This is a genomic window from Variovorax restrictus (genome assembly GCF_051216715.1).
GTDB lineage: Bacteria > Pseudomonadota > Gammaproteobacteria > Burkholderiales > Burkholderiaceae_C > Variovorax.
Window position 1 is genome coordinate 1,164,489 of sequence record NZ_JBPJZH010000001.1, and the last position, 22,519, is coordinate 1,187,007.

Below are 22,519 nucleotides of genomic sequence, written 5' to 3' on the forward strand. Positions count from 1 at the left end.
CGCCCCCATGACGCTTCCCTACGCCTCTTCGCGCTGGCCCGTGGCCACCACCACGCTGGGCCTCTGGGCGCTGGCGGCGGCGAGCGTCGTGTTCTGGGGGCTGCGGTTGGCGGCGCCGGCCGATGCGATGGTGCCGCCACCCGTGGCGCGTGCCACGACAGCGGCCATCGACCCGGCAGCCGTCGCGCGCATGTTCGGCGTGGTCACGGCGAAGACCGAGGTCGCTGCCGCGCCCGAGGCCGCAAGCCGCTTCTCTTTGCTGGGCGTGGTGGCCGACACCGCGCAGCACGGCGCTGCGCTGATCGCTGTCGACGGCAAGCCCGCGCGGCCCTTCCGGGTCGGCAGCATGCTGGCGGACGGCTTCGTGCTGCAGTCGGTCGGTCCGCGCAGCGCGGCGCTGGGGGGCAGCTACGACGGACCGACGGCGATCACCTTGCAGCTGCCGGTGCGCCCGATGGCGGTGCCGGCGGCGCCGACGCCGGTCACTGCGGGCAACTGAGCCTGCTCGTCTTCTGCGGGCTCAGGCCTGCAGGAACAGGCGGTAGACCGGGTTGCCAGTTTCTTCCACGTACGGATAACCCAGCGTCTTGAGGAAATCCTCGAACGCGCCGTGGTCGGCCGCCGGCACCTGCAACCCCACCAGGATGCGGCCGTAGTCGGCGCCCTGGTTGCGGTAGTGGAAGAGGCTGATGTTCCAGTTCGGCCGCATGAGGCTCAGGAACTTCAGCAAGGCACCCGGCCGCTCGGGGAAGACGAAGCGCAGCAGGCGCTCGTCGTGCGCGAGGCCGGTCCGGCCGCCAACCATGTGGCGGATGTGTTCCTTGGCGAGCTCGTCGTGCGTCAGGTCGATCGCGCCGAAGCCGTGCGCGACAAAGGTGTGCGCAATGGTGGTCGATTCGCCGCGCACCGTCGTCGTGAGGCCGACGAAGACGTGCGCCTCTTTCGTGTCGCTGATGCGGTAGTTGAACTCGGTGACGTTGCGCGACGCGCCCGGCAGCTCGCCCACCAGTTCGCAGAAGCGGCGGAAGCTGCCGCGGGCTTCGGGGATCGTGACGGCGAACAGCGCCTCGCGCTCCTCGCCGACTTCCGCGCGCTCGGCCACGAAGCGCAGGCGGTCGAAGTTCATGTTCGCGCCGCACAGGATCGCCGCGTAGGTCTCGCCTTGTGCCTGGTGTTTCTCGACGTACTGCTTGATCGCCGCCACGGCCAGGGCACCGGCCGGCTCGACGATGCTGCGCGTGTCGATGAAGACGTCTTTGATGCCGGCGCAGACCGCGTCGGTATCGACGGTGATGAATTCGTCTACCAGCTCGCGTGCGATGCGGAAGGTCTCCTCGCCGACGAGCTTCACCGCGGTGCCGTCGGAAAACAGGCCGACATCGGCCAGCGTGACCCGTTCGTGCGCCGCCACCGACTGCATCATTGCGTCGGAGTCGTTCATCTGCACGCCGATCACCTTGATCTCGGGGCGCACCGCCTTGATGTAGTTCGCCACGCCCGAGATCAGCCCGCCGCCGCCGATCGCGACGAACACGGCGTCGAGCCGGCCCTGGTGCTGGCGCAGGATCTCCATCGCGATGGTGCCCTGGCCGGCGATCACGTCCGGGTCGTCGAACGGATGGACGAAGGTCAGTCCCTGGGCCTGCTGGAGTTCCAGCGCGTGGGCATAGGCGTCGGAGTAGCTGTCGCCGAACAGCGCGACGTCGCCGCCGAGCGCGCGTACCGCGTCGACCTTCAGCTGCGGCGTGGTCACCGGCATGACGACCACGGCGCGGGCCCCGAGGGTGCGCGCGCTGAGCGCCACGCCCTGCGCATGGTTGCCAGCAGAGGCGCAGATGACGCCCTTGGCGAGTTGCGCCGCGGTGAGCCGTACCATCTTGTTGTACGCACCGCGCAGCTTGAAGCTGAACACCGGCTGCTGGTCTTCGCGCTTGAGCAGCACCGTGTTGCCCAGCCGTGCGCTGAGCGCGCGCGCCGGCTCCAGCGCCGACTCGACGGCCACGTCGTAGACGCGCGCGGTCAGGATGCGCTTGAGATAGTCGGCGGGGGCGAGGGGCGGGGTGGGCGTGCTCATGGGGTGCCGATGATAGGCGTGAGGTAGGGGGCCCCCACGCTCCGCCGCTGCGCGGGTCGCTGCCCCCGGGGGGAGCCTTTCGCCTTGGGCGGCCCGGCGCCTCAAGAAAAAAGCCCCGAGTCTTGCGACTCGGGGCTAAATCCACCAATTGAGAGGGTGGAGGAGACAACCGGTGCGCACTCCGGAAAGCGCGCCATGAAATAAAGTATATCGGGTGTTTGTTGCAATGCAACAAGCGCTGACGCTTTTCCCACACAGATCGCATCGGCTTTCGTGAGGAGCGCACGTTTCTTCTTTGGAGTTCGAACAGATATGGAATGCACAGTCAGCTGGACCGGCAACGCAGGGACCGATTCGTCCATGGGCTTCGTGGCCGAGACCGGCAGTGGCCACGTCCTGGTCATGGACGGCGCCCCGGATGCGGGGAAGCCGCAGAACGGTGGCCGTAACCTGGCGCCGCGCCCGATGGAAACCGTGTTGGCCGGCACCGGCGGCTGCACGGCGTACGACGTGGTGCTCATCCTCAAGCGCGGTCGCCACCAGGTCGAGCGCTGCAGCGTCAAGCTGACCAGCGAACGGGCCGAAACGGACCCGAAAGTCTTCACCAAGATCCACATGCACTTCACGGTGGCGGGCAAGGGCATCCCGCCGGCGGCCGTCGAGCGGGCGATCGCCCTGAGCCACGAGACCTACTGCTCGGCCAGCATCATGCTCGGCAAGATGGCGGACATCACCACCAGTTTCGACCTGATCGAGGTATGACGCCTTCGTTCAGATGCGGTGCGCGACCGTCGTCATGACCCGTGCGGCCATGCGCATCAGGCCCTTCACAGGGGGCGGAAGCTCCCGCCCGCCCGCATCGAGGGCCTCCGCGGCATGGCGGGCTTCGTCGAGCTTCATCTGTGCCACCACGGCGCGAGAAGCGGTGTCGCCCGTCGGCAGTTTGCGCATGTGCCCGTCGAGGTGGGCTTCGACCTGGCGCTCGGTCTCGGCCACGAAGCCGAGACTGATCGGGTCGCCCAGCCGCCCGGCGATCAAACCCAGACCGAAGGCGCCCGCATACCAGAGGGGGTTGAGACGGGAAGGGTGGGCGCCCAGTTCGTCCAGCCGCTGCCGGGTCCAGGCCAGGTGATCGGTCTCCTCTTCGGAAGCCGCCAGGAGGTGGGCCCGCAGTACCGGGTCCTTCGTGGCCGCGGCCTGTGCGGTGTAGAGCGCTTGGGCGCACACCTCGCCGACATGGTTCACGCGCATCAGAGCGCCCGCTTCCTTTCGGTCGGCATCGCTCAACGGCGTTGGCGGGCTGCTGGGGAGCGGCGCCGGTCGGTTCGCATGCGGCTTGGCAAAAAGCGTTCGCAATGCGGCATCGGCGGCGATCAGCATCGAATCGGTAGTCAGAGGCATGTGCCTATTCTGACCTGATCGCGGGTGAAAGCCGGGTGCGGGGCCCACATCACCGGACACACCGCTGTCGCATGCTTGTTGCGGCCCTGCAACGAAACCGCCGACCCTTTCGAGATTTCAAGTGAATTCTTTTGCTCTGCTGCGGCGGCTCTGGTGCAATAGCTACAACTTCCCAAAAGGAGGTTGGCCCGGGGTCCGGTGGGAGCACAAAGTGTTCAGCACAGTGCGCCCTCTGCACCGGAGCCCTATGTTTAACCTTGGAGAAACTTGCAATGAAAAAATCCCTAGTTGCTCTGGCTGTTCTGGCTGCTGCCGGTGCCGCCTCGGCTCAATCGTCGGTGACCCTGTTCGGTATCGTTGACGCCGGCGTGAGCTACTACGACGCCAAGACCAAGCTGCCTAACGGCGACAGCGTGAAGAGCAAGCAGTGGGGCCTGACGAACTCGGGCTACAACTCCAGCCGTATCGGCTTCCGTGGCACGGAAGACCTGGGTGGCGGTCTGGCTGCTGGCTTCTGGCTCGAAGGCGCACTCGGCAACGACAACGGCACCACGGGTGGCACCGGCTACACCTCGGGCACGACCACGTCTAGCACGATCTTCTTCAACCGTCGTTCGACCGTCAGCCTGTCGGGCGCATTCGGTGAAGTGCGTCTGGGTCGTGACTTCACGCCTAGCTTCTGGAACGACACCACGTTCGATCCGTTCGGCACCAACGGCGTTGGCACGAACATCATCAACAACACGCACAACTCGGTGCTGAGCGCCCTGGGTTCGCCGGTTGACAACAACTACGTTCGTTCGAGCAACAGCGTCGGTTACTTCCTGCCGCCGAACCTCGGTGGTTTCTACGGTCAGCTGCAATACGCTTTCCATGAAAACCTGAGCACCGACGGCGGCTTCAAGAGCAAGGGTGGCCAGTACGCTGGTGGCCGCTTCGGCTACGCCAACGGCCCGCTGGACGTCGCAGTGGCTTACGGCCAAGGCGTGACGACCGACACCGCCGCTCTGGAAGTCCAAGCGAAGACCCTGAACCTGGGCGCTTCTTATGACCTGGGCATGGTCAAGCTGTTCGGCGAAGTGTCGCAAGTCAAGAACTCGTTCGAATACGCTGCTCCTGGCCTCGATATCGATCCGAAGATCAACGGTTTCCTGCTGGGTGCAACGGCTCCCATCGGCGCTGGCCTGATCCGCGTGTCGTACTCGCAAGCCAAGGCTGACCTGGACAGCGGCGTTGCTGATCCGAAGTCGCAGAAGTTCGCGATTGGCTACGTGCACAACCTGTCGAAGCGCACGGCTCTGTACACGACCTATGCCTTCATCAAGAACAAGAACTACGGCGTCGGCACCGGTGGTGCTGTGACCGCTGGTGGTTCGCCGAGCTACTCGTTGGCTGGCACGGCCGACAAGGCCAACGGCTTCGACTTCGGTATCCGTCACTCGTTCTAATCCCTCGCTGGCCTCGGCCAGCTTTGGTCAAGAACTCAAGAGTCGCCCGGCGCAAGTCGGGCGACTTTTTTTGTGCCTGCGATTCGGCGACCCCATGTGCCCGGAATGGTGCATGCGCACCGCAACGGCTTGCACTTGTCAACCGCGCTTGACCCGGGGGCGGGCATGGCGCTTGCTCGCTAGCATTCCATCTTCCCTTTCGCTGGAACGTCCCCCCTGAATGCTTGCTTTTGTTCTCCGTCGCCTGTTTCAGGCTGCGATCGTGATGGTCGCTGTGGCGTTCATTTCCTTCCTGTTGTTCCAGTACGTCGGCGATCCCGTGGTGTTCTTGCTGGGGCAGGACGCCCGGCCTGAGCAGATCGCCCAACTGCGCGCCGATCTCGGCCTCGACAGGCCCTTCTTCGTGCAGTTCTGGCACTTCCTTTCCAATGCGGTGCAGGGCGAATTCGGCTTGAGCCTGCGTCAAGGCGCCAAGGTGTCCCGGCTGATCGGTGAGCGCTTCCCGGCCACGCTCGAGCTGGCGCTGGTGGCGGCCGTTCTGGCGCTCGCCGTCGGCATTCCGATGGGCGTCTACACGGCGCTGCGCCGCGGTACGTTCATGAGCCAGTTCTTCATGACGCTGTCGCTCTTGGGCGTCTCGCTGCCGACCTTCCTCATCGGCATCCTGCTGATCCTCGTGTTCGCGGTGCATCTCGGCTGGTTTCCGAGCTTCGGTCGTGGGGACACGGTGCAGTTCGGCTGGTGGACCAGCGGGCTCTTCACGCGCGATGGCTGGCATCACCTGGTGCTGCCGGCCGTAACGCTGGCGATCTTCCAGCTCACGCTGATCATGCGGTTGGTGCGCGCCGAGATGCTCGAGGTGCTGCGCACCGACTACATCAAGTTCGCCCGCGCACGAGGCCTTAGCAATCGCGCCATCCATTTCGGCCACGCGCTCAAGAACACGCTGGTGCCCGTGATGACCATCACCGGCCTGCAGCTGGGCGGGCTGATTGCCTTCGCGATCATCACTGAGAGCGTCTTCCAGTGGCCCGGCATGGGCCTGCTGTTCATCCAGGCCGTGACCTTTGCCGACATCCCGGTGATGTCCGCCTACCTGTGCCTGATCGCGCTGATCTTCGTGGTCATCAACCTTGTGGTCGACCTGCTGTATTTCGCGGTCGACCCGCGGCTGCGCGTCGGCAAGGCGGGGGGGCACTGATGCAGGCCGCACGCATCAAGCCGTCGGGCCGCGCGTTCGCCCATATCGCCGAATTCCATTCCGAGCTCACTGCCCTGCGGCGTGAGTTGCATGCGCACCCGGAGCTCGGCTTCGAAGAGGTTTACACGGCCGCGCGCGTGAAAGAAGCGTTGCGGGCTTGCGGCGTCGACGAGATCCACGAAGGCATCGGCAAGACCGGCTTCGTCGCGGTGATCCGCGGCCAGCGCGACACGCGCGGTGCCATGATCGGCCTGCGCGCCGACATGGACGCGCTGCCGATGACCGAGCACAACGACTTCACCTGGAAGTCGTCCAAACAGGGTCTGATGCATGGCTGCGGCCACGACGGCCACACCACCATGCTCGTGGGCGCCGCCCGCTACCTGGCCAAGACCCGCCACTTCGACGGCACGGCCGTGCTCATCTTCCAGCCCGGTGAAGAAGGCTTCGCCGGCGCCCGCGTGATGATCGAAGACGGCCTGTTCGATCGCTTCCCGGTGCAGTCGGTCTACGGCATGCACAACTGGCCGTCGATGAAGCCGGGCACAGTCGGCATCAACATGGGCGCGATGATGGCGGCGGCCGATCGCGTCACCATCGACGTCACCGGCCGCGGCGGCCATGGGGCGCATGCCTACCAGACGGTCGACCCGGTGCTGGTGTCGGCGCACATCATCACCGCGGCGCAGAGCCTGGTGTCGCGCAACGTGCGGCCGATCGACAGCGCCGTGCTCAGCCTGGTCGCGATGCAGGCCGGCGACCTCGGCGCCTTCAGCGTGATTCCCGGCAAGGCCACGCTGGTGGGCACCGTGCGCACCTTCAACCCCGAAGTGCAAGACCTGATCGAGCGCCGCCTGAGCGAGCTGTGCAGCGGCGTGGCGCTGGGCTTCGGCGCGAGCGCCAGCGTGCACTACGACCGCATCTATCCGGCCACCATCAACACGCCGCGCGAAGCGGCCTTTGCGGCCGATGTGGCCGAGCGTCTGGTGGGCGCCGAGCATGTCGATCGCGACATGGAGCCGAGCATGGGCGCGGAAGATTTCTCGTTCATGCTGCAGGTCAAGCCGGGCGCCTACCTGCGCATCGGGCAGGGCGGTGCGGGGGGCGTCGGCAGCACCTCGCTGCACAACAGCCGATACGATTTCAACGACGAGATCCTGCCGCTCGGTGCGGCCTTGCACGCCAGCCTGGCGGAGCAGGGTATGCCGCTCGCGCAGGACTGAGTTCCAGCTTTTTCAACGCAGTCAGGAGTCTTTCCATGAAGTTCAAATCCACCGTGCTCGCCACCGCTGTCCTGTCTGCGCTGTGCGCGGCCAGCTTGTCGGTCGGCGCGCAGACCATCCGCATCGCCAACCAGGGCGACGCGCTGTCGCTCGACCCGCATTCGCTGAACGAGTCGCTGCAACTCTCCACCACCGCCAACGTGTACGAGACGCTCACCGGCCGCAACAAGGACCTGAGCCTCGCGCCGCTCCTGGCGACGAGCTGGAAGCAGGTGTCGCCCAGCGTCTGGCGCTTCGAGCTGCGCAAGGGTGTGCAATTCCATGACGGCACGCCCTTCACGGCCGACGACGTGCTCTTCAGCCTTGCCCGCGCCGGTGGCGACGGCTCCGACATGAAGAGCAACACGAACGACATCAAGGAAGTGCGCAAGGTCAACGACCACACCATCGACATCGAGACGAAGGCACCGTTCCCCGTGCTGCCGGACGTTCTGTCGACCGTCATGATCATGAGCAAGAAGTGGTGCATCGAGAACAACGCCGAGAAGCCGGTCGATCGCCGCAAGGGCATCGAGAACACCGCGTCCTTCAAGGCCAACGGCACCGGTCCGTTCCGCGTGCGCGAACGCCAGCCGAACGTGCGGACCGTGTTCGTCCGCAACGGCACCTACTGGGGCAAGATCGAAGGCAACGTGCAGGAAGTGATCTTCACGCCCATCGCCAATCCGTCGACGCGTGTGGCGGCCTTGCTCTCGGGCGAAGTCGACGTGATGGAGCCGATTCCCGTCCAGGACATCCCGCGCGTGAACGCCAGTGCCAACGCCCGCGCCGTGGTCGGCCCCGAGCTGCGCACGATCTTTCTCGGCATGGACCAGAAGCGCGACGAACTGCTCTATTCGAGCGTGAAGGGCAAGAACCCGTTCAAGGACAAGCGCGTGCGCCAGGCCTTCTATCAAGGCATCGACATCGTCGGCATCCAGCGTACGGTGATGCGCGGCGCATCGCGGCCCACCGCGCTGATGGTCGGCCCCGGCATCACGGGCTGGACCGAGGCGCAGGACAAGCGGCTGCCCTACGACATGGAAGCGGCCAAGAAGCTGCTGGCCGACGCGGGCTACCCAAGCGGCTTCGAAGTGACGATGAACTGCCCGAACGACCGCTATGTGAACGACGGCCAGATCTGCCAGGCCGTAGCTGCCAACCTCGCACGCATCGGCATCAAGATCAACCTCGCTGCTGAGACCAAGGGCACCTACTTCCCCAAGATCCTGCGCCGCGACACCAGCTTCTATCTGCTGGGCTGGACGCCGTCGACCTACGACGCGCACAACGCGCTCAATGCCCTGATGCGCTGCCCGGACGACAAGGCCGGCGACGGCCAGTTCAACCTCGGCGCCTACTGCAACCCGAAGTTCGACGAGCTGACGGTCAAGGTCCAGTCGGAAACCGACAAGACCAAGCGTGATGCGCTGATCAAGGAGGCGTTCGATGTGCACACCGCCGACATCGGTCACCTGCCGCTGCATCAGCAGTCGCTGGCCTGGGGTGTGAGCAAGAAGGTGGCGCTCACGCAGATGGCCGACAACTACATGTTCTACAAGTGGATGACGGTCAAGTGACCACCCCCGATCCGGCGCACTGCGTGTAGCCGGTTCCCCCTCAAGGGGCAACGCCAGCGGCCCGGCTGAGCCGGTTCCGCGGCGTTTCACGAACGGGCTTTGCTTTGCTCGCCATCATGCGGCGAAGCTGCCCACTTAACACTCACGATGATCAAAACACTCGCGCGCTGGGCCGACAGCGACGTCGGTTACAGCTTCCGGACTTCTCCCGTCGCCATGGTGGCGGCGGTGATCGCGTTCGTCTGCATCTTCTGCGCGGCCTTCGCCGGATGGGTGTCGCCGCACAACCCGTTCGACCTGGCCAAGCTCGAACTCATGGATGCACGCCTGCCGCCCGCCTGGTACCCCGAGGGGTCGCGCAAGTACCTGCTCGGCACCGACGACCAGGGCCGCGACATCCTCTCAGCCGTGATCTACGGCGCGCGCATCTCGCTGATCGTCGGCGTGGTGTCGGTGTTTCTCTCCGTCGCGGTCGGCACCTTGCTCGGGCTGATCGCGGGCTTTCGCGGCGGCTGGGTCGACGCGGCGCTGATGCGCCTGTGCGATGTGATGCTGTCCTTCCCGCCCATCCTGGTCGCGCTGCTTATCTCGGGCGTCGGCCGGGCACTGTTCCCGAACGCCGACACCACGGTCGCCTTCGGCGTGCTGATCTTCTCCATCTCGCTGACCAAGTGGGTGGACTACGCCCGCACGGTGCGCGGCTCCACCATGGTCGAGCGCAACAAGGAATACGTGCAGGCCGCGCGTGTCACCGGCGTGGCGCCGATGCGCATCATGCTGCGCCACGTGCTGCCCAACGTGACCGGCCCGGTGATGGTGCTCGCCACCATCCAGGTGGCGACCGCGATCATCACCGAGGCGACGCTGTCATTCCTGGGCGTCGGCGTGCCGCCGACGTCGCCGTCGCTGGGCTCGCTCATCAGCGTCGGCAACCAGTACCTCTTCTCCGGCGAATGGTGGATGACGGTGTTCCCCGGCCTGATGCTGGTGCTCATCGCGCTCAGCGTGAACCTGCTGGGCGACTGGCTGCGCGACGCGCTCAACCCGAGGCTTCGCTGATGACTCAACCCTTGCTCCAAGTCCAGAACCTGGTCGTCGAATTTCCCGGGCGCCGCGGCACGCTGCGTGCCCTCGACGACATCTCCTTCGACATCGCGCCGGGCGAAATCCTCGGCGTGGTGGGCGAGTCCGGTGCCGGCAAGTCGCTGACGGGCGCCGCCATCATCGGCCTGCTCGAGCCGCCGGGCCGCGTCGCCGGTGGCGAGATACGCCTGGAGGGCGAGCGCATCGACAACCTGTCGCACGACAAGATGCGCCACATCCGCGGCCGCAAGATCGGTGCGATCTTCCAGGACCCGCTGACCTCGCTGAACCCGCTGTACACCGTGGGCCGGCAGCTGGTGGAAACTATCCAGGCGCATCTGCCGGTGAACGGCGCCGAGGCGCGGCGCCGCGCGATCAGCCTGTTGCAGGACACCGGCATCCCGGCCGCCGAGCAGCGCATCGACCACTACCCGCACCAGTTCTCCGGCGGCATGCGGCAGCGCGTGGTGATCGCGCTGGCGCTGGCGGCCGAGCCCAAGCTGATCGTCGCCGACGAGCCGACCACCGCGCTCGACGTGTCGATCCAGGCGCAGATCATTCAGCTGCTCAAGCGCATCTGCAAGGAGCGCGGCGCGGCGGTGATGCTCATCACCCACGACATGGGCGTGATCGCCGAGACCTGCGACCGCGTGGCCGTGCTCTATGCCGGCCGCGTCGCCGAGATCGGCCCGGTGCAGGAAGTCATCCACCAGCCGGCGCACCCCTACACGATGGGCCTGATGGCCTCCATTCCCGACATCGAGGTCGACCGCGAGCGCCTCAACCAGATCGATGGTGCCATGCCCCGCCTGAACGCCATTCCGCGCGGCTGCGCCTACAACCCGCGCTGCCCGCGCGTCTTCGAGCGTTGCACGCAGGAGCGGCCCGATTTGCTCAACGCCGGTGCGACGCGCGCGGCCTGCTGGCTGCACGATGCGCACGACCCGCACACGGCGCTGCACCGCACGGGAGCGGCCGCATGAGCGCGACCACAACAATGAACGCCTCGCAGGCCGGCGTGCCGCTGGTCGAGGTGCGCGACCTTGCCAAGACCTTCGACGTCTCGCCACCTTGGCTCAACCGTGTGATCGAGCGCAAACCGAAGCAACTGCTGAACGCAGTCGACGGCGTCAGCTTCGAGATCGAGCGCGGCAAGACGTTGGCGCTGGTCGGTGAATCGGGCTGCGGCAAGAGCACCGTCGCGCGCCTCATGGTCGGCCTGTACGGCCCCACGCGCGGCGGCATGCAGTTCGACAACCAGGATGCGCACGCTGCCTTCAAGACGCCCGAAGGCCGCACGCTGCGCCGACGCATCCAGATGATTTTCCAGGACCCATACGCGAGCCTGAACCCGCGCTGGATCGTGGAAGACATCATCGGCGAGCCGCTGCGCGAGCACGGCATCCTGCAGAAAGGCCCGGCGCTCAAGCAGCGCGTGGGCGAGCTGCTGCAGTCGGTCGGCCTGAGCCCGCTCGACATGCCCAAGTACCCGCACCAGTTCTCCGGTGGCCAGCGCCAGCGCATCTCGATTGCGCGGGCACTCGCCACGCAGCCGGAGTTCCTGGTCTGCGACGAGCCGACGTCGGCGCTCGACGTGAGCGTGCAGGCGCAGGTGCTCAACATCATGAAGGACCTGCAGCGCGAGCAGGGCCTGACCTACCTCTTCATCTCGCACAACCTCGCGGTGGTGCGGCACGTGGCCGACCAGGTCGGCGTGATGTACCTGGGCCGCCTGGTCGAGGTGGCCGACAAGCACATGCTGTTTGATTCGCCACAGCATCCGTACACGCGGATGCTGCTCGATGCCATTCCGCAGATGAAGCACACCGGTCGCTCGCGCACGCCGGTGCAGGGCGAGGTGCCGAACCCGCTCAACCCGCCGACCGGCTGTACCTTCCACCCGCGCTGCCCTCACGCCAACGCGCGCTGCAAGGCGGAGCGCCCGCCGCTGCAGATGCTGCGCGGCGTGAAGGTGGCCTGCCACGCGGTGGACGAAGGCCGGATTTAGCCGGTTCAACCTGTCTGTCGAGGCGCGGGTCCCTTCCAGGAACACCGCGGAACCGGCTTCGCCGGGCCGCTGGTGTTGCCCCCGGTAGGGGGAGGGAGGCTACGCGAAGCGAGCAAGCCTGGGGGCGAGCCAATTCATTGCTCTTCGCTCCACGAGAACCCGTCGCGCGCGATCATCGCGCTCGACGCGCTCGGCCCCCAGGTGCCGGCCGCGTAGGGCCGTGGCGCGCCGTCGGACGACCAGCTGTCGATCAGCGGCTCGACCCAGCGCCAGGCCTCTTCCTGCTCGTCGCTGCGCACGAAGAGGTTGAGCCGCCCGTCGATCACGTCCAGCAACAGTCGCTCGTAGGCACCCACGCGTTCGCTGCCGAAGCGCTTGTCGAAGTCGAGGTCGAGCTGCACCGGCGCCAGCGGCTGCGTCGCGTCGCCATTGGGGCGCTTGCGGTTGTTCTGCGCCTGCGACAGCAGGTGCAGTTCGAGCCCGTCCTTGGGCTGCAGGTTGATCACCAGCCGGTTCGCGGCGCCGGCCGGTGCGCGGAAGATGGCATGCGGCGTGGGACGGAAGTTCACCTCGATGCGGGCATCGCGCGAGGCCAGCCGCTTGCCGGTGCGGATGTAGAAGGGCACGCCGGCCCAGCGCCAGTTCGCGATCTCGGCGCGCAGCGCAACGAAGGTCTCGGTGCGACTCTGCGGGTCGATGCCCGCTTCCGACAGGTAGCCCGGCACCCGCTCGCCGTAGGCCGTGCCGGCCGTGTACTGGCCGCGGATGGCGTGCAGGCCGAGCGTCTCGGGCGTCCAGGGCTTGAGCGAGCGCAGCACCTTGAGCTTCTCGTCGCGCAGCGCGTCGGCATGCGCGTTGATCGGTGGCTCCATGGCGATGGCGCAGACCAGTTGCAGGGCGTGGTTCTGCACCATGTCGCGCAGCGCGCCGGTCTGGTCGTAGAAGGCGCCGCGCTTCTCCACGCCCAGGTCTTCGGCGATCGTGATCTGGATGTTGGCGATGTGCTCGCGCCGCCAGATCGGCTCGAACAGCGCATTGCCGAAGCGCAGCGCGAAAAGGTTCTGCACCGATGGCTTGCCGAGGTAATGGTCGATGCGGAAGACCTGCTTCTCGCTGAGCACCTTGCCCACCGCGTCGTTGATCGCGCGGTTCGACGCCAGGTCGTGGCCCAGCGGCTTCTCGAGCACGACCCGCGTGCGCGGCGTGTTGAGGTTGGCAGCGGCGATCTGCTCGACCACCTGCGTGAAGAGCGCCGGCGCCGTGGCCACGTACATCACCACCGTGTCGGCATTGCGGCGCTTGAGCATGTCGGCGAGCTGGGCATAGTGGCCGGGCTTCGACAGGTCCATGCGCAGGAAGTACAGCATCGAGGCGAACTTCTTGAACTCCTCGGGGCTGGGCCGCTTGGCGCCTTCGACTGCGGCGAAGCGCGATTCGATCAGCTCGCGGTACTGGTCGTCCGACAGGTCGTCTCGCGCCACGCCGATGATGCGTCCGCCTTCGGGCAGGCTGCCGTGGCGGAAGGCCTGGAACAGGGCCGGCATCAGCTTGCGCCATGCGAGGTCGCCAGTGCCGCCGAACAGAACGAGGTCGAAGCTCATGGAAAAAGAATCCGTGGAGTTGGGGGAGGGCCGAGCACGAAGCTTGCCACCCGAATGGTACTGGCCGCGGGTGCAGCGCCCAGGCCGCTCGGCCTGCGTTCGCGCCGCATGGAACAATCCGACCCATGAATGTCGTTTTCGATCTCGGCGCGGTGGTGGTGGCCTGGGAGCCGGCCCGGCTCCTCCAGGCGCATTTCCCAGAGCGCGCACCGACGGCCGAAGCCGCGCAGGCGCTGGCCCGGGCCTTCTTCCATCACGAGGATTGGCTGGCCTTCGACTGCGGACTTCGCAGCGTCGACGAGGTCGTGTCCCGCACCGCCAGCCGATTGGTCCTTCCCGCGTCAACGGTGCATGACATGGTGGCGCCCTTGGGCGAGCGGCTCGACCCGATCCCCGACAGCGTCGAACTGCTCGATGAACTGCGCACACGGCGCGACAGTGGCGAAGACATTCGCCTGTTTTACCTGTCGAACATGCCGGTGCCCTACGCGCGGGCCTTGGAGCGACGTTTGCCGTTTTTCCAGTGGTTCGACGGTGGTGTGTTCTCGGGCGACGTGAAGCGCATCAAGCCGAACAGCGAGATCTACGAACTGCTGGCCTGGCGCCACGGCTTCGACCCGGCGCAGACCCTGTTCATCGACGACATGGCGCCCAATGTGGAAGCTGCACGGGCGCTCGGTTGGCATGCCATCCACTGCACCACGCCGAAGGTACTGCGCGCGCAGGTGGCGAGGTACCTGTCGCCCCGCGAGCCGTCGTCAGTCTGAAGCGCCGGTGCGCACCACCTTGTCGACGTCGAAGCCCAGGCTGCGCGCGTAGTCGAGGTAGGTGTTGAGCGTGGCGGCATCGAGCACCGGGTCGCGCGATAGCACCCACAGGTAGTCGCGGTCCGGCGTCCCGACCAGCGACACCTCGTAGTCGCGGTCGAGCTTCAGGATCCAGTAGTCGCCCCACACCATCGGCAGCCAGCTGAGCCACGATGGCGCGAAGCGCACCTCGAGCCGCCCGGCGCCAGGCTGACCCGCCACCGGCACCACGCGCGCACTGCCGACTGCTTCCTCAAAGCTGCCGTTGGCCAGGATGCAGCGGTTGCGCACCTCGATCGTGCCGTCCGCCAGCGGGGTGTAGTCGGCCGAGACCGGGCCGACGCACTGTTTCTGAAAGCGGTTCGGCAGCCGTGCCTGTTCGTGCCACATGCCGGCGTAGCGCTTGAGGTCGACCGGCGCGACCGCCTGCAGTGGTGCGCGCATCAGCGGTGCACCATCGGCCGGGCCGGCGAGGGCATGGGCCCGCGCACTGCGGGCCACACCGAACGCGGCGAGCGCCAGGACGCCGCCCACGCAGAAGGCGGTGGCCAGCGTGCCGATCGACGCGCTGACGCGGCGGTCGTTGAACGGAGCGGGGGCGGGGGGCGAACGGCGGCGTGTCGGCATGGGCTTCTCCATCAAGTCAGGGTGGGATCGTAGGCGTCCCGGCCCGCCATACCCGTCAGCCATGGACCACACGGCCTGTAGTTTCCGGACGGGATAATGGCCATATGAACCAACTCGATGCCCTCCGTCAATGGACCACCGTGGTCGCCGACACCGGTGACTTCCGTCAGCTCGCCCAGTTCAAACCGCAGGACGCGACGACCAACCCGTCGCTCATCCTGAAGGCCGTGCAGAAGCCGGACTACCGGCCGCTGCTCGACGACGCGGTGAAGACGCACCGCGGGCTGGCTGTCGACGAGGTCATCGACCGGCTGCTGGTGCGCTTCGGTACCGAGATCCTGCCGCTCATCCCCGGTCGCGTGTCGACCGAAGTGGATGCCCGCCTAAGCTTCGACACCGCCGCCACCGTGGCACGGGCCGACCGCATCGTGGCGCTGTACCGCGCCGAAGGCATCGACCCCGAGCAGCGGCTGTTGATCAAGATCGCCGCCACCTGGGAAGGCATCGAGGCCGCGCGCATCCTGGAGCAGAAGGGCATCCACACCAACCTCACGCTGCTGTTCTCCTTCGCGCAGGCGGTGGCTTGCGGCGCGGCGGGCGTGAAGCTCATTTCGCCCTTCGTCGGGCGCATCTACGACTGGTACAAGAAGTCGGCCGGCAGCGCCTGGGACGAGGCCGCGCGCAGCGGCGCCAACGACCCGGGCGTGCAGTCGGTGCGGCAGATCTTCGACTACTACAAGCGCCACGGCATCGCCACCGAGGTGATGGGCGCGAGCTTCCGCAACACCGGGCAGATCGCCGCGCTGGCCGGCTGCGATCTGCTCACCATCAGCCCCGACCTGCTGGCCGAGTTGGCGGCCAGCGACGCGCCGCTGGCGCATGCGCTCGACGCCGAAGCAGCGAAGTCGCGCGACATCCCGAAGGTCTCGCTCGACGAGGCGGCCTTCCGCTTCGCGCTGAACGAGGACGCCATGGCCACCGAGAAGCTGGCCGAGGGCATCCGTGCGTTCGCGGCCGATGCGGTCAAGCTCGAGAAGCTGATGCTGGAGGTGCAATGAGCGCGCGTACCGGCGTACGCTGCGACCGCACCGCAGCCTGGAAACAACTGCAGCAGCACTACGAAAACACTGGCGCCGGCTTCGACTTGCGCACGGCCTTCGAGACCGACGGTGACGCACGCTTTGCGGCCTTCAGCGAGGCCGCACCCCATGTCTTCGCCGACCTGTCGAAGAACCTGATCGACGCACGCACCGAAGCGCTGCTGCTGGCGCTGGCGCGCGAGTCCGGCCTGGAGGCGCACCGCGACGCGATGTTCGCTGGCGAGCCGATCAACCGCACCGAAGACCGCGCGGTGATGCACTTCCTGCTGCGCGCGCCGGCCGACATCCCGGTGGCCGCGCACAACAAGGCCGCGCTGGCCGACGTGCACGCCACCCTCGACGCCATGCTGGCCTACGCGGAGCAGGTCCGCGGCGACCACACCATCACCGATGTGGTGAACATCGGCATCGGCGGCTCCGACCTCGGCCCGCAGATGGCGGTGCTGGCGCTCGACGAATTCGTCGCGCCGGGCAAGCGCTTCCACTTCGTCTCGAACGTCGACGGGCACGAACTGGCCGGCGTGCTCAAGGGCCTGGCGCCGGAGCACACGCTCTTCCTCATCGCGTCGAAGACCTTCACCACGGCCGAGACAATGGCCAATGCGCAATCGGCCAAGCGCTGGTTCGCGCAATCCGGAGGGGTGGACGTGGCGCGTCACTTCGCCGCGCTTACCACCAACGTCGAAGCCGCGCACGCCTTCGGCATCGAGAAGACCTTCGGTTTCTGGGATTGGGTCGGCGGCCGCTATTCGCTGTGGTCGGCCATCGGCCTGCCGATCGCGCTGGCCATCGGCGCCGACGGCTTTCGCGCGCTGCTGGCAGGGGCGCATGCCATGGACGAGCACTTCCGCACCGCCCCGCTGGCGCAGAACCTGCCGGTGCGCCTCGGCCTGCTCGACGTCTGGTACCGCAACTTCCACGGTTTCACCAGCCGCAGCATCGCGCCGTACCACAGCGCGCTCAAGCGCGTGCCGGCCTATCTGCAGCAGCTCGAGATGGAGAGCAACGGCAAGCAGGTCGATGCCAGCGGCGAAGCGCTGCCTTTCGGCACCTCGCCCGTGCTGTGGGGCGAGCCGGGCACCAACGGCCAGCACGCCTACTTCCAGATGCTGCACCAGGGTACCGATGTGACGCCCCTGGAATTCGTCGCGGTGCGCGATGCGGCGCACGACCTGGAAGGCCACCACCCCAAGCTGCTGGCCAACGCGCTCGCGCAGGCGCAGGCGCTGATGGTCGGCCAAGCCGATGCGGGTGGTCACAAGAACTTCCCCGGCAACCGGCCGAGCACCTTCTTCGTGCTGGAGAAGCTCACGCCCGAAGCACTCGGCGCCTTTCTCGCGATGTACGAACACCGCGTGTTCACCAGCGGGGCGCTGTGGGGCATCAATAGCTTCGACCAGTGGGGCGTGGAGCTCGGCAAAGTGCTCGCGAGGGACATCGAACCCCGCCTGGCCTCCGGCGACACGCAGGGCCTGGACACTTCGACGGCGGGGTTGATTGCGCGCCTGCGCTGAAGCGGGCCCGGCCCTTCAGCAACTGGCCACGTCGCTGCGGCGCTGGCGCGCCAGCCCCACGATGTCGGCCGCGAAGGAGTACACCAGCGCGGCCAGTCCGGCCCCGGCGATCACACTGGCCCACATGGGCGGGACGATCGGCGCGAGGCAGACGATGAGCGTGGCGATCTGCCCCACGCACACCGTCTTGCGGCGCACGCTGGCCGGCAGCGGCGCCGCCAGCCAGGGCCAGACCACGGCGGCCAGCACGAAGGCATAGCGCAGGGCGCCGGCGGCCAGCACCCAGGCGCCGGTCTTGTCGAGGGCTGCCACCAGCACGCTCAGCGCGGCGATCAGCAAGGCATCGGTCTCCATGTCGAAACGCGCGCCGAACGCGCTGGCCTGGCCGCGGCGGCGGGCGACCGCACCGTCGACGGCGTCGAGCAGCGCGCTGACAGTGGCCAGCCCGACAACGCACCAGGCCAGCACCGGCGACTGAAGTGCCGGCTCGCCGACACCCGCGGCCAACAGCGCGACCAGCGCGAGACGAAAGAGCGTGATGCCGTTGGCGACCCCGAAACGACGGTGGGGGGCATGCGTCGGCAGGGCCTGCCACACGAAGGCCGATGCCGCGCCGAACACCGCGATGGCCTTGGGCACGAACCATGGGCCCGTCCCGGCCACCACCATGACCCCGGCCGCGACGCCGACCAAGCCGAGGCCCATGTACGCCAGCGCGAACGCTGCGTCGCGCTCGAGCGCGTCATGCCCAGCGCCGCGGCGCGTTCGCGGTGGGGCTGCGTGGGTGATCATCGTCTTCATTAAGATCGCTCATCGCCGAATCGGCCAGCGTCCGGGTGCCGCTCTCGCGGCAACGAAATGAGCATGCCAGCAATTCATCCCCCTTTGGTGTCCGATGACTTCCGCGCCTGCTGGACCGAGGCGCCGGGCCGCGCCGCGATCCGCAGCGGCACGCTGGCGCCTTCCGCCGACGGCGACGTGCAAGTGCGCGCCCTGCACAGTGCCGTGAGCCGCGGCACCGAGCTGCTGGTGTTCAACGGCGAGGTGCCCGAGAGCGAACACGCGCGCATGCGTGCGCCCTTCCAGGACGGCGATTTTCCGGCGCCGGTGAAGTACGGCTATGCCAGCGTCGGCGTCGTCGAAGCGGGGCCGTCCGCACTACAGGGTCGGGCCGTCTTCTGCCTGCACCCGCACCAGACGCGCTACGTCGTGCCGCAGGGCGCGGTGCACCTGTTGCCCGACGGCGTGCCGCCCGCGCGTGCGGTACTCGCCGCCAACGTGGAGACCGCGGTCAATGCGCTGTGGGATGCCGCCCCGCGCGTCGGCGACCGCGTCGCGGTGGTCGGCGGCGGCGTGGTGGGCTTGCTGGTGGCGTGGCTGGCCTCGCGCATGCCCGGCGTGCAGGTCGAGCTCGTCGATGTTCGCGCCGAGCGCGCACCGGTTGCTATGCGCCTGGGCCTGGCCTTCTGCACCCCTTCGACGGCAACGCCCGACGCCGACCTCGTCGTGCATGCCAGCGGCCAGGCGGCCGGGTTGGTCACGGCGCTCGGCCTCGCAGGCTTCGAGGCCACCGTGCTCGAATTGAGCTGGTACGGCAGCCGTGCCGTCGCGCTGCCGCTGGGCGAGGCCTTCCATGCCCGCCGGCTGACGCTGCGCAGCTCGCAGGTCGGGCATGTGGCCACCGCGCAGCGCAGCCGGTGGACGCACGCGCGGCGCATGGCGCTCGCGCTCTCGCTGCTGCGCGACCCGGTGCTCGACGCATTGATCACCGACGTTGCACCCTTCGACGATCTGCCGCAGGTGCTCGCGCGCCTGGCCGCCGGTGCGCCCGACACGCTGTGCCAGCGCATCGACTATCCCTGAACCCTCCTTCAACGAAAGCCTGCAGCCATGTACAGCGTCAACGTCCGCGACCACTTCATGATCGCCCACAGCTTCCGCGGCGAAGCCTTCGGGCCGGCGCAGCGGCTGCACGGTGCCACCTATGTGGTCGACGCCGAATTCCGCCGCCGCGCCCTCGATGCCGACGGCATGGTGGTCGACATCGCCCTCGCCACCGAGGTGCTGCGCCGCGTGCTGGGCGAACTGAACCTGCGCAACCTCGACGACGATCCGGCCTTCGCGGGGCAGAACACCACGACCGAGTTCATGGCGCGGGTGGTCTTCGAGCGCATCGCCGCGGCCGTGGCGGCTGGCGAATTGGGCGCGCATGCCGGTGGCCTCGAATCGCTGCGGGTGCGGCTGAGCGAATCGCATGTCGCGTGGGCCGCCTACGAGGCTCCGTTGAACGACGTGCAGGCGCACTGAGCCCTGCAGGACGCCGCATGTCGCGCGACTGCATCTTCCTCGTGCCCGGCGACTGGGAAGGCCGCACCGGCGGCTACCTGTACGACCGGCGCATCGTCGACGGCCTGCGGGCCGCCGGCTGGCGCGTCACGCGGCGCTCTCCGGGCGACGGGTTTCCGCTGCCCGACGCCACCGCCCGCGAGCAGGCGCGCGGCGTGATCGACGCGTTGCCCGACGGTGCGCTGGTGGTGGCCGATGGGCTCGGCTTCTCCGCTTTGCCCGAACTGGTCGAGCAACATGCGCAGCGCTTGCGGTGGTTGGCGCTGGTGCACCATCCGCTGGCTTTCGAGTCGGGCTTGTCGCCGGACGAGCAGGCGCGGCTTTTCGACAGCGAACGGCGCGCCCTGGCCTGTGCGCGCCAGGTGGTCGTGACCAGCGCATCGACGGCGCGTGCGCTCGCCGGCTTCGACGTGCCAACCGGGCGCATCACGGTCATCGAGCCCGGCACCGATCGCGCGCCCCAGGCGACCGGCGGCGGCGCGGGCGCCGGTGCGCTGTCGCTGCTGTGCGTGGCGACCGTCACCGCGCGCAAGGGCCACACGGTGCTGCTCGATGCGCTCGCGGGCCTGCAGGGCCGGGCGTGGCATCTGCATTGCGCCGGCAGCCTGGCGCGCGACGACGCGACGGTCGCGGCGGTGCGCGCCGGCGTGGCGGGCCATGGCCTGGCCGGGCGCGTTACCTGGCACGGCGAAGTCGACGGGCCGGCGCTCGAGGCGCTCTACGCCCAGGCCGACCTCTTCGTGCTGCCGTCTTTCCACGAAGGCTACGGCATGGCGCTGGCGGAAGCGTTGGCGCACGGCCTGCCCATCGTGAGCAGCGCGGCGGGCGCGATTCCCGACACCGTGCCCGCCAGGGCCGGCGTGCTGGTGCCGCCCGGCGATCCCGAAGCGTTGCGCGGCGCGCTTCAACGCCTGATGGACGATGTGGCCTGGCGCGCCTCGCTGGCCGCCGGCGCACGTGAGGCGGCCGAGCGCCTGCCCACGTGGGACGACGCCAGCGCGCGCTTCGCGGCCGTGCTCGATGCGGTGGCGGCATGAGCGGCTTCAGCAACGAGTGGCTGGCGCAGCGCGAGCCCTTCGACCGTACGGCGCGCGCGTCGGCTGCCGCCGCGTTCGACTGGAAGGCGCTCGCGACGCAGCTGCGTGGCGAAGGCAGCCACGACGCCACCGTCACCGTGCTGGACCTCGGTTGCGGCACCGGCGCCAACCTGCGTGAGATCGCGCCGCGGCTGGGGGCTAGGCAGCACTGGCGTCTGGTCGACCACGACGCGGCGCTGCTGGCTGCGGTGCCCGAGACGCTGACACGCTGGGCGGAGGCGCAAGGTTGGCAGGTGCGGCCGCATGGCGAGCTGCTGCGCATCGAGGGCGGCACGCTCTGCCTCGACGTCGCTTGTGTGCACACCGACCTCGCCGCGGGTTTCGATGCCGTGCCTTTCGATGGCGCGCAGCTGGTGAGCTGTTCCGCGCTGCTCGATCTCGTCTCGCAACCCTGGCTCGAAGCACTCGTGGCGCGATGCGTGGGCATCGGCGCCGCCGTGTGCTGGGCGCTCAGTGTCGACAGCCGTCTTGCGTGGAGCGATGCGGATGCCGACGACGCGCGGGTGCACGACGCCTTCCGCGCGCACCAGCGCCGCGACAAGGGCTTCGGTGCCGCGCTCGGCGACGCGGCCGTGCAGGTGGCCACGCACTTTCTGGCGACGGCGGGCTATCGCGTCCGGGCCGCCGGGAGTGACTGGGTCATCGAGGGCGCGCGCGGCACCTCTGACCGCGAAATGCTGCGTGCCCTGATCGATGGCATGGCACACGCCGCGCGCGAGCAATGCCCGGCGCACGCGGCGCGCATCGATGCCTGGCGCGCGCGTCGGAGCTCGATGGTGGGCACGACACATTTGCGCGTGGGCCATGTCGATCTGCTGGGCTGGCCTTCGAAGGGTTGAGGCCGCATGCAAGGTTCAGGGCCGGCGCACCGCCAGCGCCTGCCGCGACCAGTACGGGCCGTTCAGCTTGTCGAGCCTCACGTCGCCGCCGCTCGACGGCGCATGCACGAACTGCCCGTTGCCCACGTAGATGCCGGCATGCGTGGGGCGGCCGCCGCCGAAGAGCACCAGGTCCCCGGTCTGCAGGTCACGGCTGTCGACGGGCTGGCCGAAGCCGGCGAGCTGCGCCACGGTGCGCGGCGGGGCGACGCCGGCGCTGCTGCGGTAGACGTAGTTGATGAGGCCGCTGCAGTCGAAGCCACCGTCGACCGTGTTGCCGCCGTAGCGGTAGGGCGTGCCCACCAGCCCGAGCGCGTGGATGGCGATGTCCTGGGCCTGCGTCGGCGTGAGGGCGCTGTAGGCGACCGGCGCGCGGCCCTTCGGCGCCGGGCCGCTCGCGCAGCCCGCCAGGACGAGGCCGACAGCGACGATGCTGCTGCGCAGGAGCGTGTCCCACAGGGCGTGCTTGGCGTTCATGCAGGAATGGTACGGT

Annotated in this window: 23 protein-coding genes; 16 read left to right on the forward strand and 7 right to left on the reverse strand. The window is 68.0% G+C overall.

Features of this window, described 5'->3' with window-relative positions:
- Positions 1-7 precede the first annotated feature (7 nt).
- A complete protein-coding gene (locus tag ACSFA0_RS05475) occupies positions 8-499 on the forward strand; it encodes a type II secretion system protein N (RefSeq protein ID WP_435449207.1) in 492 nt (163 codons plus the stop codon).
- 21 nt (positions 500-520) lie between these two features.
- On the opposite strand, the gene ilvA is transcribed toward ACSFA0_RS05475, so the two are convergent.
- Together ilvA and ACSFA0_RS05485 are read right to left on the reverse strand one after the other, a co-directional pair.
- Entirely contained in the window at positions 521-2,074 is a 1,554-nt protein-coding gene (ilvA, locus tag ACSFA0_RS05480) for a threonine ammonia-lyase, biosynthetic (protein WP_435449208.1), read from the reverse strand.
- 101 nt (positions 2,075-2,175) lie between these two features.
- Positions 2,176-2,436, reverse strand: a complete 261-nt coding sequence (locus ACSFA0_RS05485; protein ID WP_435450985.1) for a hypothetical protein — start codon at positions 2,434-2,436, stop codon at positions 2,176-2,178.
- On the opposite strand from ACSFA0_RS05485, the gene ACSFA0_RS05490 reads away from it, so the two are divergent.
- The gene (locus tag ACSFA0_RS05490) at positions 2,387-2,836 is read left to right on the forward strand and encodes an OsmC family protein (protein ID WP_435449209.1); all 450 of its coding nucleotides are present in this window, start codon (positions 2,387-2,389) and stop codon (positions 2,834-2,836) included. The two genes, ACSFA0_RS05485 and ACSFA0_RS05490, sit on opposite strands and share 50 nt — an antisense overlap.
- A gap of 9 nt (positions 2,837-2,845) precedes the next feature.
- On the opposite strand, the gene coq7 is transcribed toward ACSFA0_RS05490, so the two are convergent.
- A complete protein-coding gene (coq7, locus tag ACSFA0_RS05495) occupies positions 2,846-3,475 on the reverse strand; it encodes a 2-polyprenyl-3-methyl-6-methoxy-1,4-benzoquinone monooxygenase (protein ID WP_435449210.1) in 630 nt (209 codons plus the stop codon).
- A 272-nt stretch (positions 3,476-3,747) separates the two neighbouring features.
- Between coq7 and ACSFA0_RS05500 the strand changes: the two genes are divergently transcribed.
- From ACSFA0_RS05500 to ACSFA0_RS05530, 7 genes are all read left to right on the forward strand, one after another.
- Positions 3,748-4,923, forward strand: coding sequence for a porin (locus ACSFA0_RS05500; protein WP_435449211.1), 1,176 nt, complete (start codon positions 3,748-3,750; stop codon positions 4,921-4,923).
- 220 nt (positions 4,924-5,143) lie between these two features.
- Complete coding sequence (locus ACSFA0_RS05505) at positions 5,144-6,124, forward strand: ABC transporter permease (RefSeq protein WP_435449212.1); 981 nt, start codon at positions 5,144-5,146, stop codon at positions 6,122-6,124.
- Positions 6,124-7,347, forward strand: a complete 1,224-nt coding sequence (locus ACSFA0_RS05510; RefSeq protein ID WP_435449213.1) for a M20 aminoacylase family protein — start codon at positions 6,124-6,126, stop codon at positions 7,345-7,347. The genes ACSFA0_RS05505 and ACSFA0_RS05510 overlap by 1 nt, the downstream gene beginning before the upstream one ends.
- A gap of 35 nt (positions 7,348-7,382) precedes the next feature.
- A complete protein-coding gene (locus ACSFA0_RS05515) occupies positions 7,383-8,966 on the forward strand; it encodes an ABC transporter substrate-binding protein (RefSeq protein ID WP_435449214.1) in 1,584 nt (527 codons plus the stop codon).
- A gap of 147 nt (positions 8,967-9,113) precedes the next feature.
- A complete protein-coding gene (locus ACSFA0_RS05520; protein ID WP_435449215.1) occupies positions 9,114-10,025 on the forward strand; it encodes an ABC transporter permease in 912 nt (303 codons plus the stop codon).
- Positions 10,025-11,032: an ABC transporter ATP-binding protein gene (locus ACSFA0_RS05525; RefSeq protein ID WP_435449216.1), complete on the forward strand. Its 1,008-nt coding sequence runs from the start codon at positions 10,025-10,027 to the stop codon at positions 11,030-11,032. The genes ACSFA0_RS05520 and ACSFA0_RS05525 overlap by 1 nt, the downstream gene beginning before the upstream one ends.
- Positions 11,029-12,057 carry an ABC transporter ATP-binding protein gene (locus ACSFA0_RS05530; RefSeq protein ID WP_435449217.1) on the forward strand — a complete coding sequence of 343 codons (1,029 nt, stop codon included), beginning with the start codon at positions 11,029-11,031 and terminating at the stop codon, positions 12,055-12,057. Before ACSFA0_RS05525 ends, ACSFA0_RS05530 begins: the two co-directional genes overlap by 4 nt.
- A 134-nt stretch (positions 12,058-12,191) precedes the next feature.
- Here the strand turns inward: ACSFA0_RS05530 and zwf are convergent, their stop codons facing one another.
- Entirely contained in the window at positions 12,192-13,658 is a 1,467-nt protein-coding gene (gene zwf / locus ACSFA0_RS05535) for a glucose-6-phosphate dehydrogenase (RefSeq protein WP_435449218.1), read from the reverse strand.
- Positions 13,659-13,783: 125 nt separating this feature from the next.
- Between zwf and ACSFA0_RS05540 the strand changes: the two genes are divergently transcribed.
- Positions 13,784-14,425 (forward strand): HAD family hydrolase, encoded by a 642-nt coding sequence (locus tag ACSFA0_RS05540; protein ID WP_435449219.1) that lies wholly within the window; start codon positions 13,784-13,786, stop codon positions 14,423-14,425.
- Here ACSFA0_RS05540 and ACSFA0_RS05545 read toward each other — a convergent pair.
- Complete coding sequence (locus ACSFA0_RS05545; protein ID WP_435449220.1) at positions 14,417-15,091, reverse strand: lipocalin family protein; 675 nt, start codon at positions 15,089-15,091, stop codon at positions 14,417-14,419. The genes ACSFA0_RS05540 and ACSFA0_RS05545 overlap by 9 nt on opposite strands.
- Before the next feature lie 104 nt (positions 15,092-15,195).
- Here ACSFA0_RS05545 and tal point away from each other — a divergent pair, with 104 nt between their 5' ends.
- Both tal and pgi read left to right on the forward strand, forming a co-directional pair.
- Complete coding sequence (gene tal / locus ACSFA0_RS05550) at positions 15,196-16,149, forward strand: transaldolase (protein ID WP_435449221.1); 954 nt, start codon at positions 15,196-15,198, stop codon at positions 16,147-16,149.
- Positions 16,146-17,705 (forward strand): glucose-6-phosphate isomerase, encoded by a 1,560-nt coding sequence (gene pgi, locus ACSFA0_RS05555; RefSeq protein WP_435449222.1) that lies wholly within the window; start codon positions 16,146-16,148, stop codon positions 17,703-17,705. Before tal ends, pgi begins: the two co-directional genes overlap by 4 nt.
- A gap of 15 nt (positions 17,706-17,720) precedes the next feature.
- On the opposite strand, the gene ACSFA0_RS05560 is transcribed toward pgi, so the two are convergent.
- Entirely contained in the window at positions 17,721-18,506 is a 786-nt protein-coding gene (locus ACSFA0_RS05560) for a CDP-alcohol phosphatidyltransferase family protein (protein WP_435449223.1), read from the reverse strand.
- A 63-nt stretch (positions 18,507-18,569) separates the two neighbouring features.
- On the opposite strand from ACSFA0_RS05560, the gene ACSFA0_RS05565 reads away from it, so the two are divergent.
- From ACSFA0_RS05565 to ACSFA0_RS05580, 4 genes are read left to right on the forward strand one after another with little or no spacing between them, the layout of a single operon-like run.
- A complete protein-coding gene (locus ACSFA0_RS05565; protein WP_435449224.1) occupies positions 18,570-19,568 on the forward strand; it encodes a zinc-dependent alcohol dehydrogenase in 999 nt (332 codons plus the stop codon).
- 27 nt (positions 19,569-19,595) lie between these two features.
- A complete protein-coding gene (locus ACSFA0_RS05570) occupies positions 19,596-20,012 on the forward strand; it encodes a 6-pyruvoyl trahydropterin synthase family protein (protein ID WP_435449225.1) in 417 nt (138 codons plus the stop codon).
- Positions 20,013-20,029: 17 nt separating this feature from the next.
- Positions 20,030-21,088, forward strand: coding sequence for a glycosyltransferase family 4 protein (locus ACSFA0_RS05575; protein WP_435449226.1), 1,059 nt, complete (start codon positions 20,030-20,032; stop codon positions 21,086-21,088).
- Complete coding sequence (locus ACSFA0_RS05580; RefSeq protein ID WP_435449227.1) at positions 21,085-21,987, forward strand: class I SAM-dependent methyltransferase; 903 nt, start codon at positions 21,085-21,087, stop codon at positions 21,985-21,987. The genes ACSFA0_RS05575 and ACSFA0_RS05580 overlap by 4 nt, the downstream gene beginning before the upstream one ends.
- 15 nt (positions 21,988-22,002) lie before the next feature.
- Here ACSFA0_RS05580 and ACSFA0_RS05585 read toward each other — a convergent pair whose 3' ends face one another.
- Positions 22,003-22,503 carry a C40 family peptidase gene (locus tag ACSFA0_RS05585; protein WP_435449228.1) on the reverse strand — a complete coding sequence of 167 codons (501 nt, stop codon included), beginning with the start codon at positions 22,501-22,503 and terminating at the stop codon, positions 22,003-22,005.
- Between the last annotated feature and the right edge of the window lie 16 nt (positions 22,504-22,519).

Bases quoted from the DNA above. Each gene is read 5' to 3' on its own strand.
- ACSFA0_RS05585 (WP_435449228.1), bottom strand. From the start codon at position 22,503: ATGAACGCCAAGCACGCCCTGTGGGACACGCTCCTGCGCAGCAGCATC.
- ACSFA0_RS05510 (WP_435449213.1), top strand. From the start codon at position 6,124: ATGCAGGCCGCACGCATCAAGCCGTCGGGCCGCGCGTTCGCCCATATC.
- pgi (WP_435449222.1), top strand. From the start codon at position 16,146: ATGAGCGCGCGTACCGGCGTACGCTGCGACCGCACCGCAGCCTGGAAA.
- ACSFA0_RS05500 (WP_435449211.1), top strand. From the start codon at position 3,748: ATGAAAAAATCCCTAGTTGCTCTGGCTGTTCTGGCTGCTGCCGGTGCC.
- ACSFA0_RS05580 (WP_435449227.1), top strand. From the start codon at position 21,085: ATGAGCGGCTTCAGCAACGAGTGGCTGGCGCAGCGCGAGCCCTTCGAC.
- ACSFA0_RS05475 (WP_435449207.1), top strand. From the start codon at position 8: ATGACGCTTCCCTACGCCTCTTCGCGCTGGCCCGTGGCCACCACCACG.
- ACSFA0_RS05525 (WP_435449216.1), top strand. From the start codon at position 10,025: ATGACTCAACCCTTGCTCCAAGTCCAGAACCTGGTCGTCGAATTTCCC.
- ACSFA0_RS05530 (WP_435449217.1), top strand. From the start codon at position 11,029: ATGAGCGCGACCACAACAATGAACGCCTCGCAGGCCGGCGTGCCGCTG.
- ACSFA0_RS05520 (WP_435449215.1), top strand. From the start codon at position 9,114: ATGATCAAAACACTCGCGCGCTGGGCCGACAGCGACGTCGGTTACAGC.
- ACSFA0_RS05560 (WP_435449223.1), bottom strand. From the start codon at position 18,506: ATGAAGACGATGATCACCCACGCAGCCCCACCGCGAACGCGCCGCGGC.
- ACSFA0_RS05485 (WP_435450985.1), bottom strand. From the start codon at position 2,436: ATGGACGAATCGGTCCCTGCGTTGCCGGTCCAGCTGACTGTGCATTCC.
- ACSFA0_RS05490 (WP_435449209.1), top strand. From the start codon at position 2,387: ATGGAATGCACAGTCAGCTGGACCGGCAACGCAGGGACCGATTCGTCC.
- ACSFA0_RS05515 (WP_435449214.1), top strand. From the start codon at position 7,383: ATGAAGTTCAAATCCACCGTGCTCGCCACCGCTGTCCTGTCTGCGCTG.
- coq7 (WP_435449210.1), bottom strand. From the start codon at position 3,475: ATGCCTCTGACTACCGATTCGATGCTGATCGCCGCCGATGCCGCATTG.
- ACSFA0_RS05570 (WP_435449225.1), top strand. From the start codon at position 19,596: ATGTACAGCGTCAACGTCCGCGACCACTTCATGATCGCCCACAGCTTC.
- ilvA (WP_435449208.1), bottom strand. From the start codon at position 2,074: ATGAGCACGCCCACCCCGCCCCTCGCCCCCGCCGACTATCTCAAGCGC.
- ACSFA0_RS05540 (WP_435449219.1), top strand. From the start codon at position 13,784: ATGAATGTCGTTTTCGATCTCGGCGCGGTGGTGGTGGCCTGGGAGCCG.
- tal (WP_435449221.1), top strand. From the start codon at position 15,196: ATGAACCAACTCGATGCCCTCCGTCAATGGACCACCGTGGTCGCCGAC.
- ACSFA0_RS05565 (WP_435449224.1), top strand. From the start codon at position 18,570: ATGCCAGCAATTCATCCCCCTTTGGTGTCCGATGACTTCCGCGCCTGC.
- zwf (WP_435449218.1), bottom strand. From the start codon at position 13,658: ATGAGCTTCGACCTCGTTCTGTTCGGCGGCACTGGCGACCTCGCATGG.
- ACSFA0_RS05575 (WP_435449226.1), top strand. From the start codon at position 20,030: ATGTCGCGCGACTGCATCTTCCTCGTGCCCGGCGACTGGGAAGGCCGC.
- ACSFA0_RS05545 (WP_435449220.1), bottom strand. From the start codon at position 15,091: ATGCCGACACGCCGCCGTTCGCCCCCCGCCCCCGCTCCGTTCAACGAC.
- ACSFA0_RS05505 (WP_435449212.1), top strand. From the start codon at position 5,144: ATGCTTGCTTTTGTTCTCCGTCGCCTGTTTCAGGCTGCGATCGTGATG.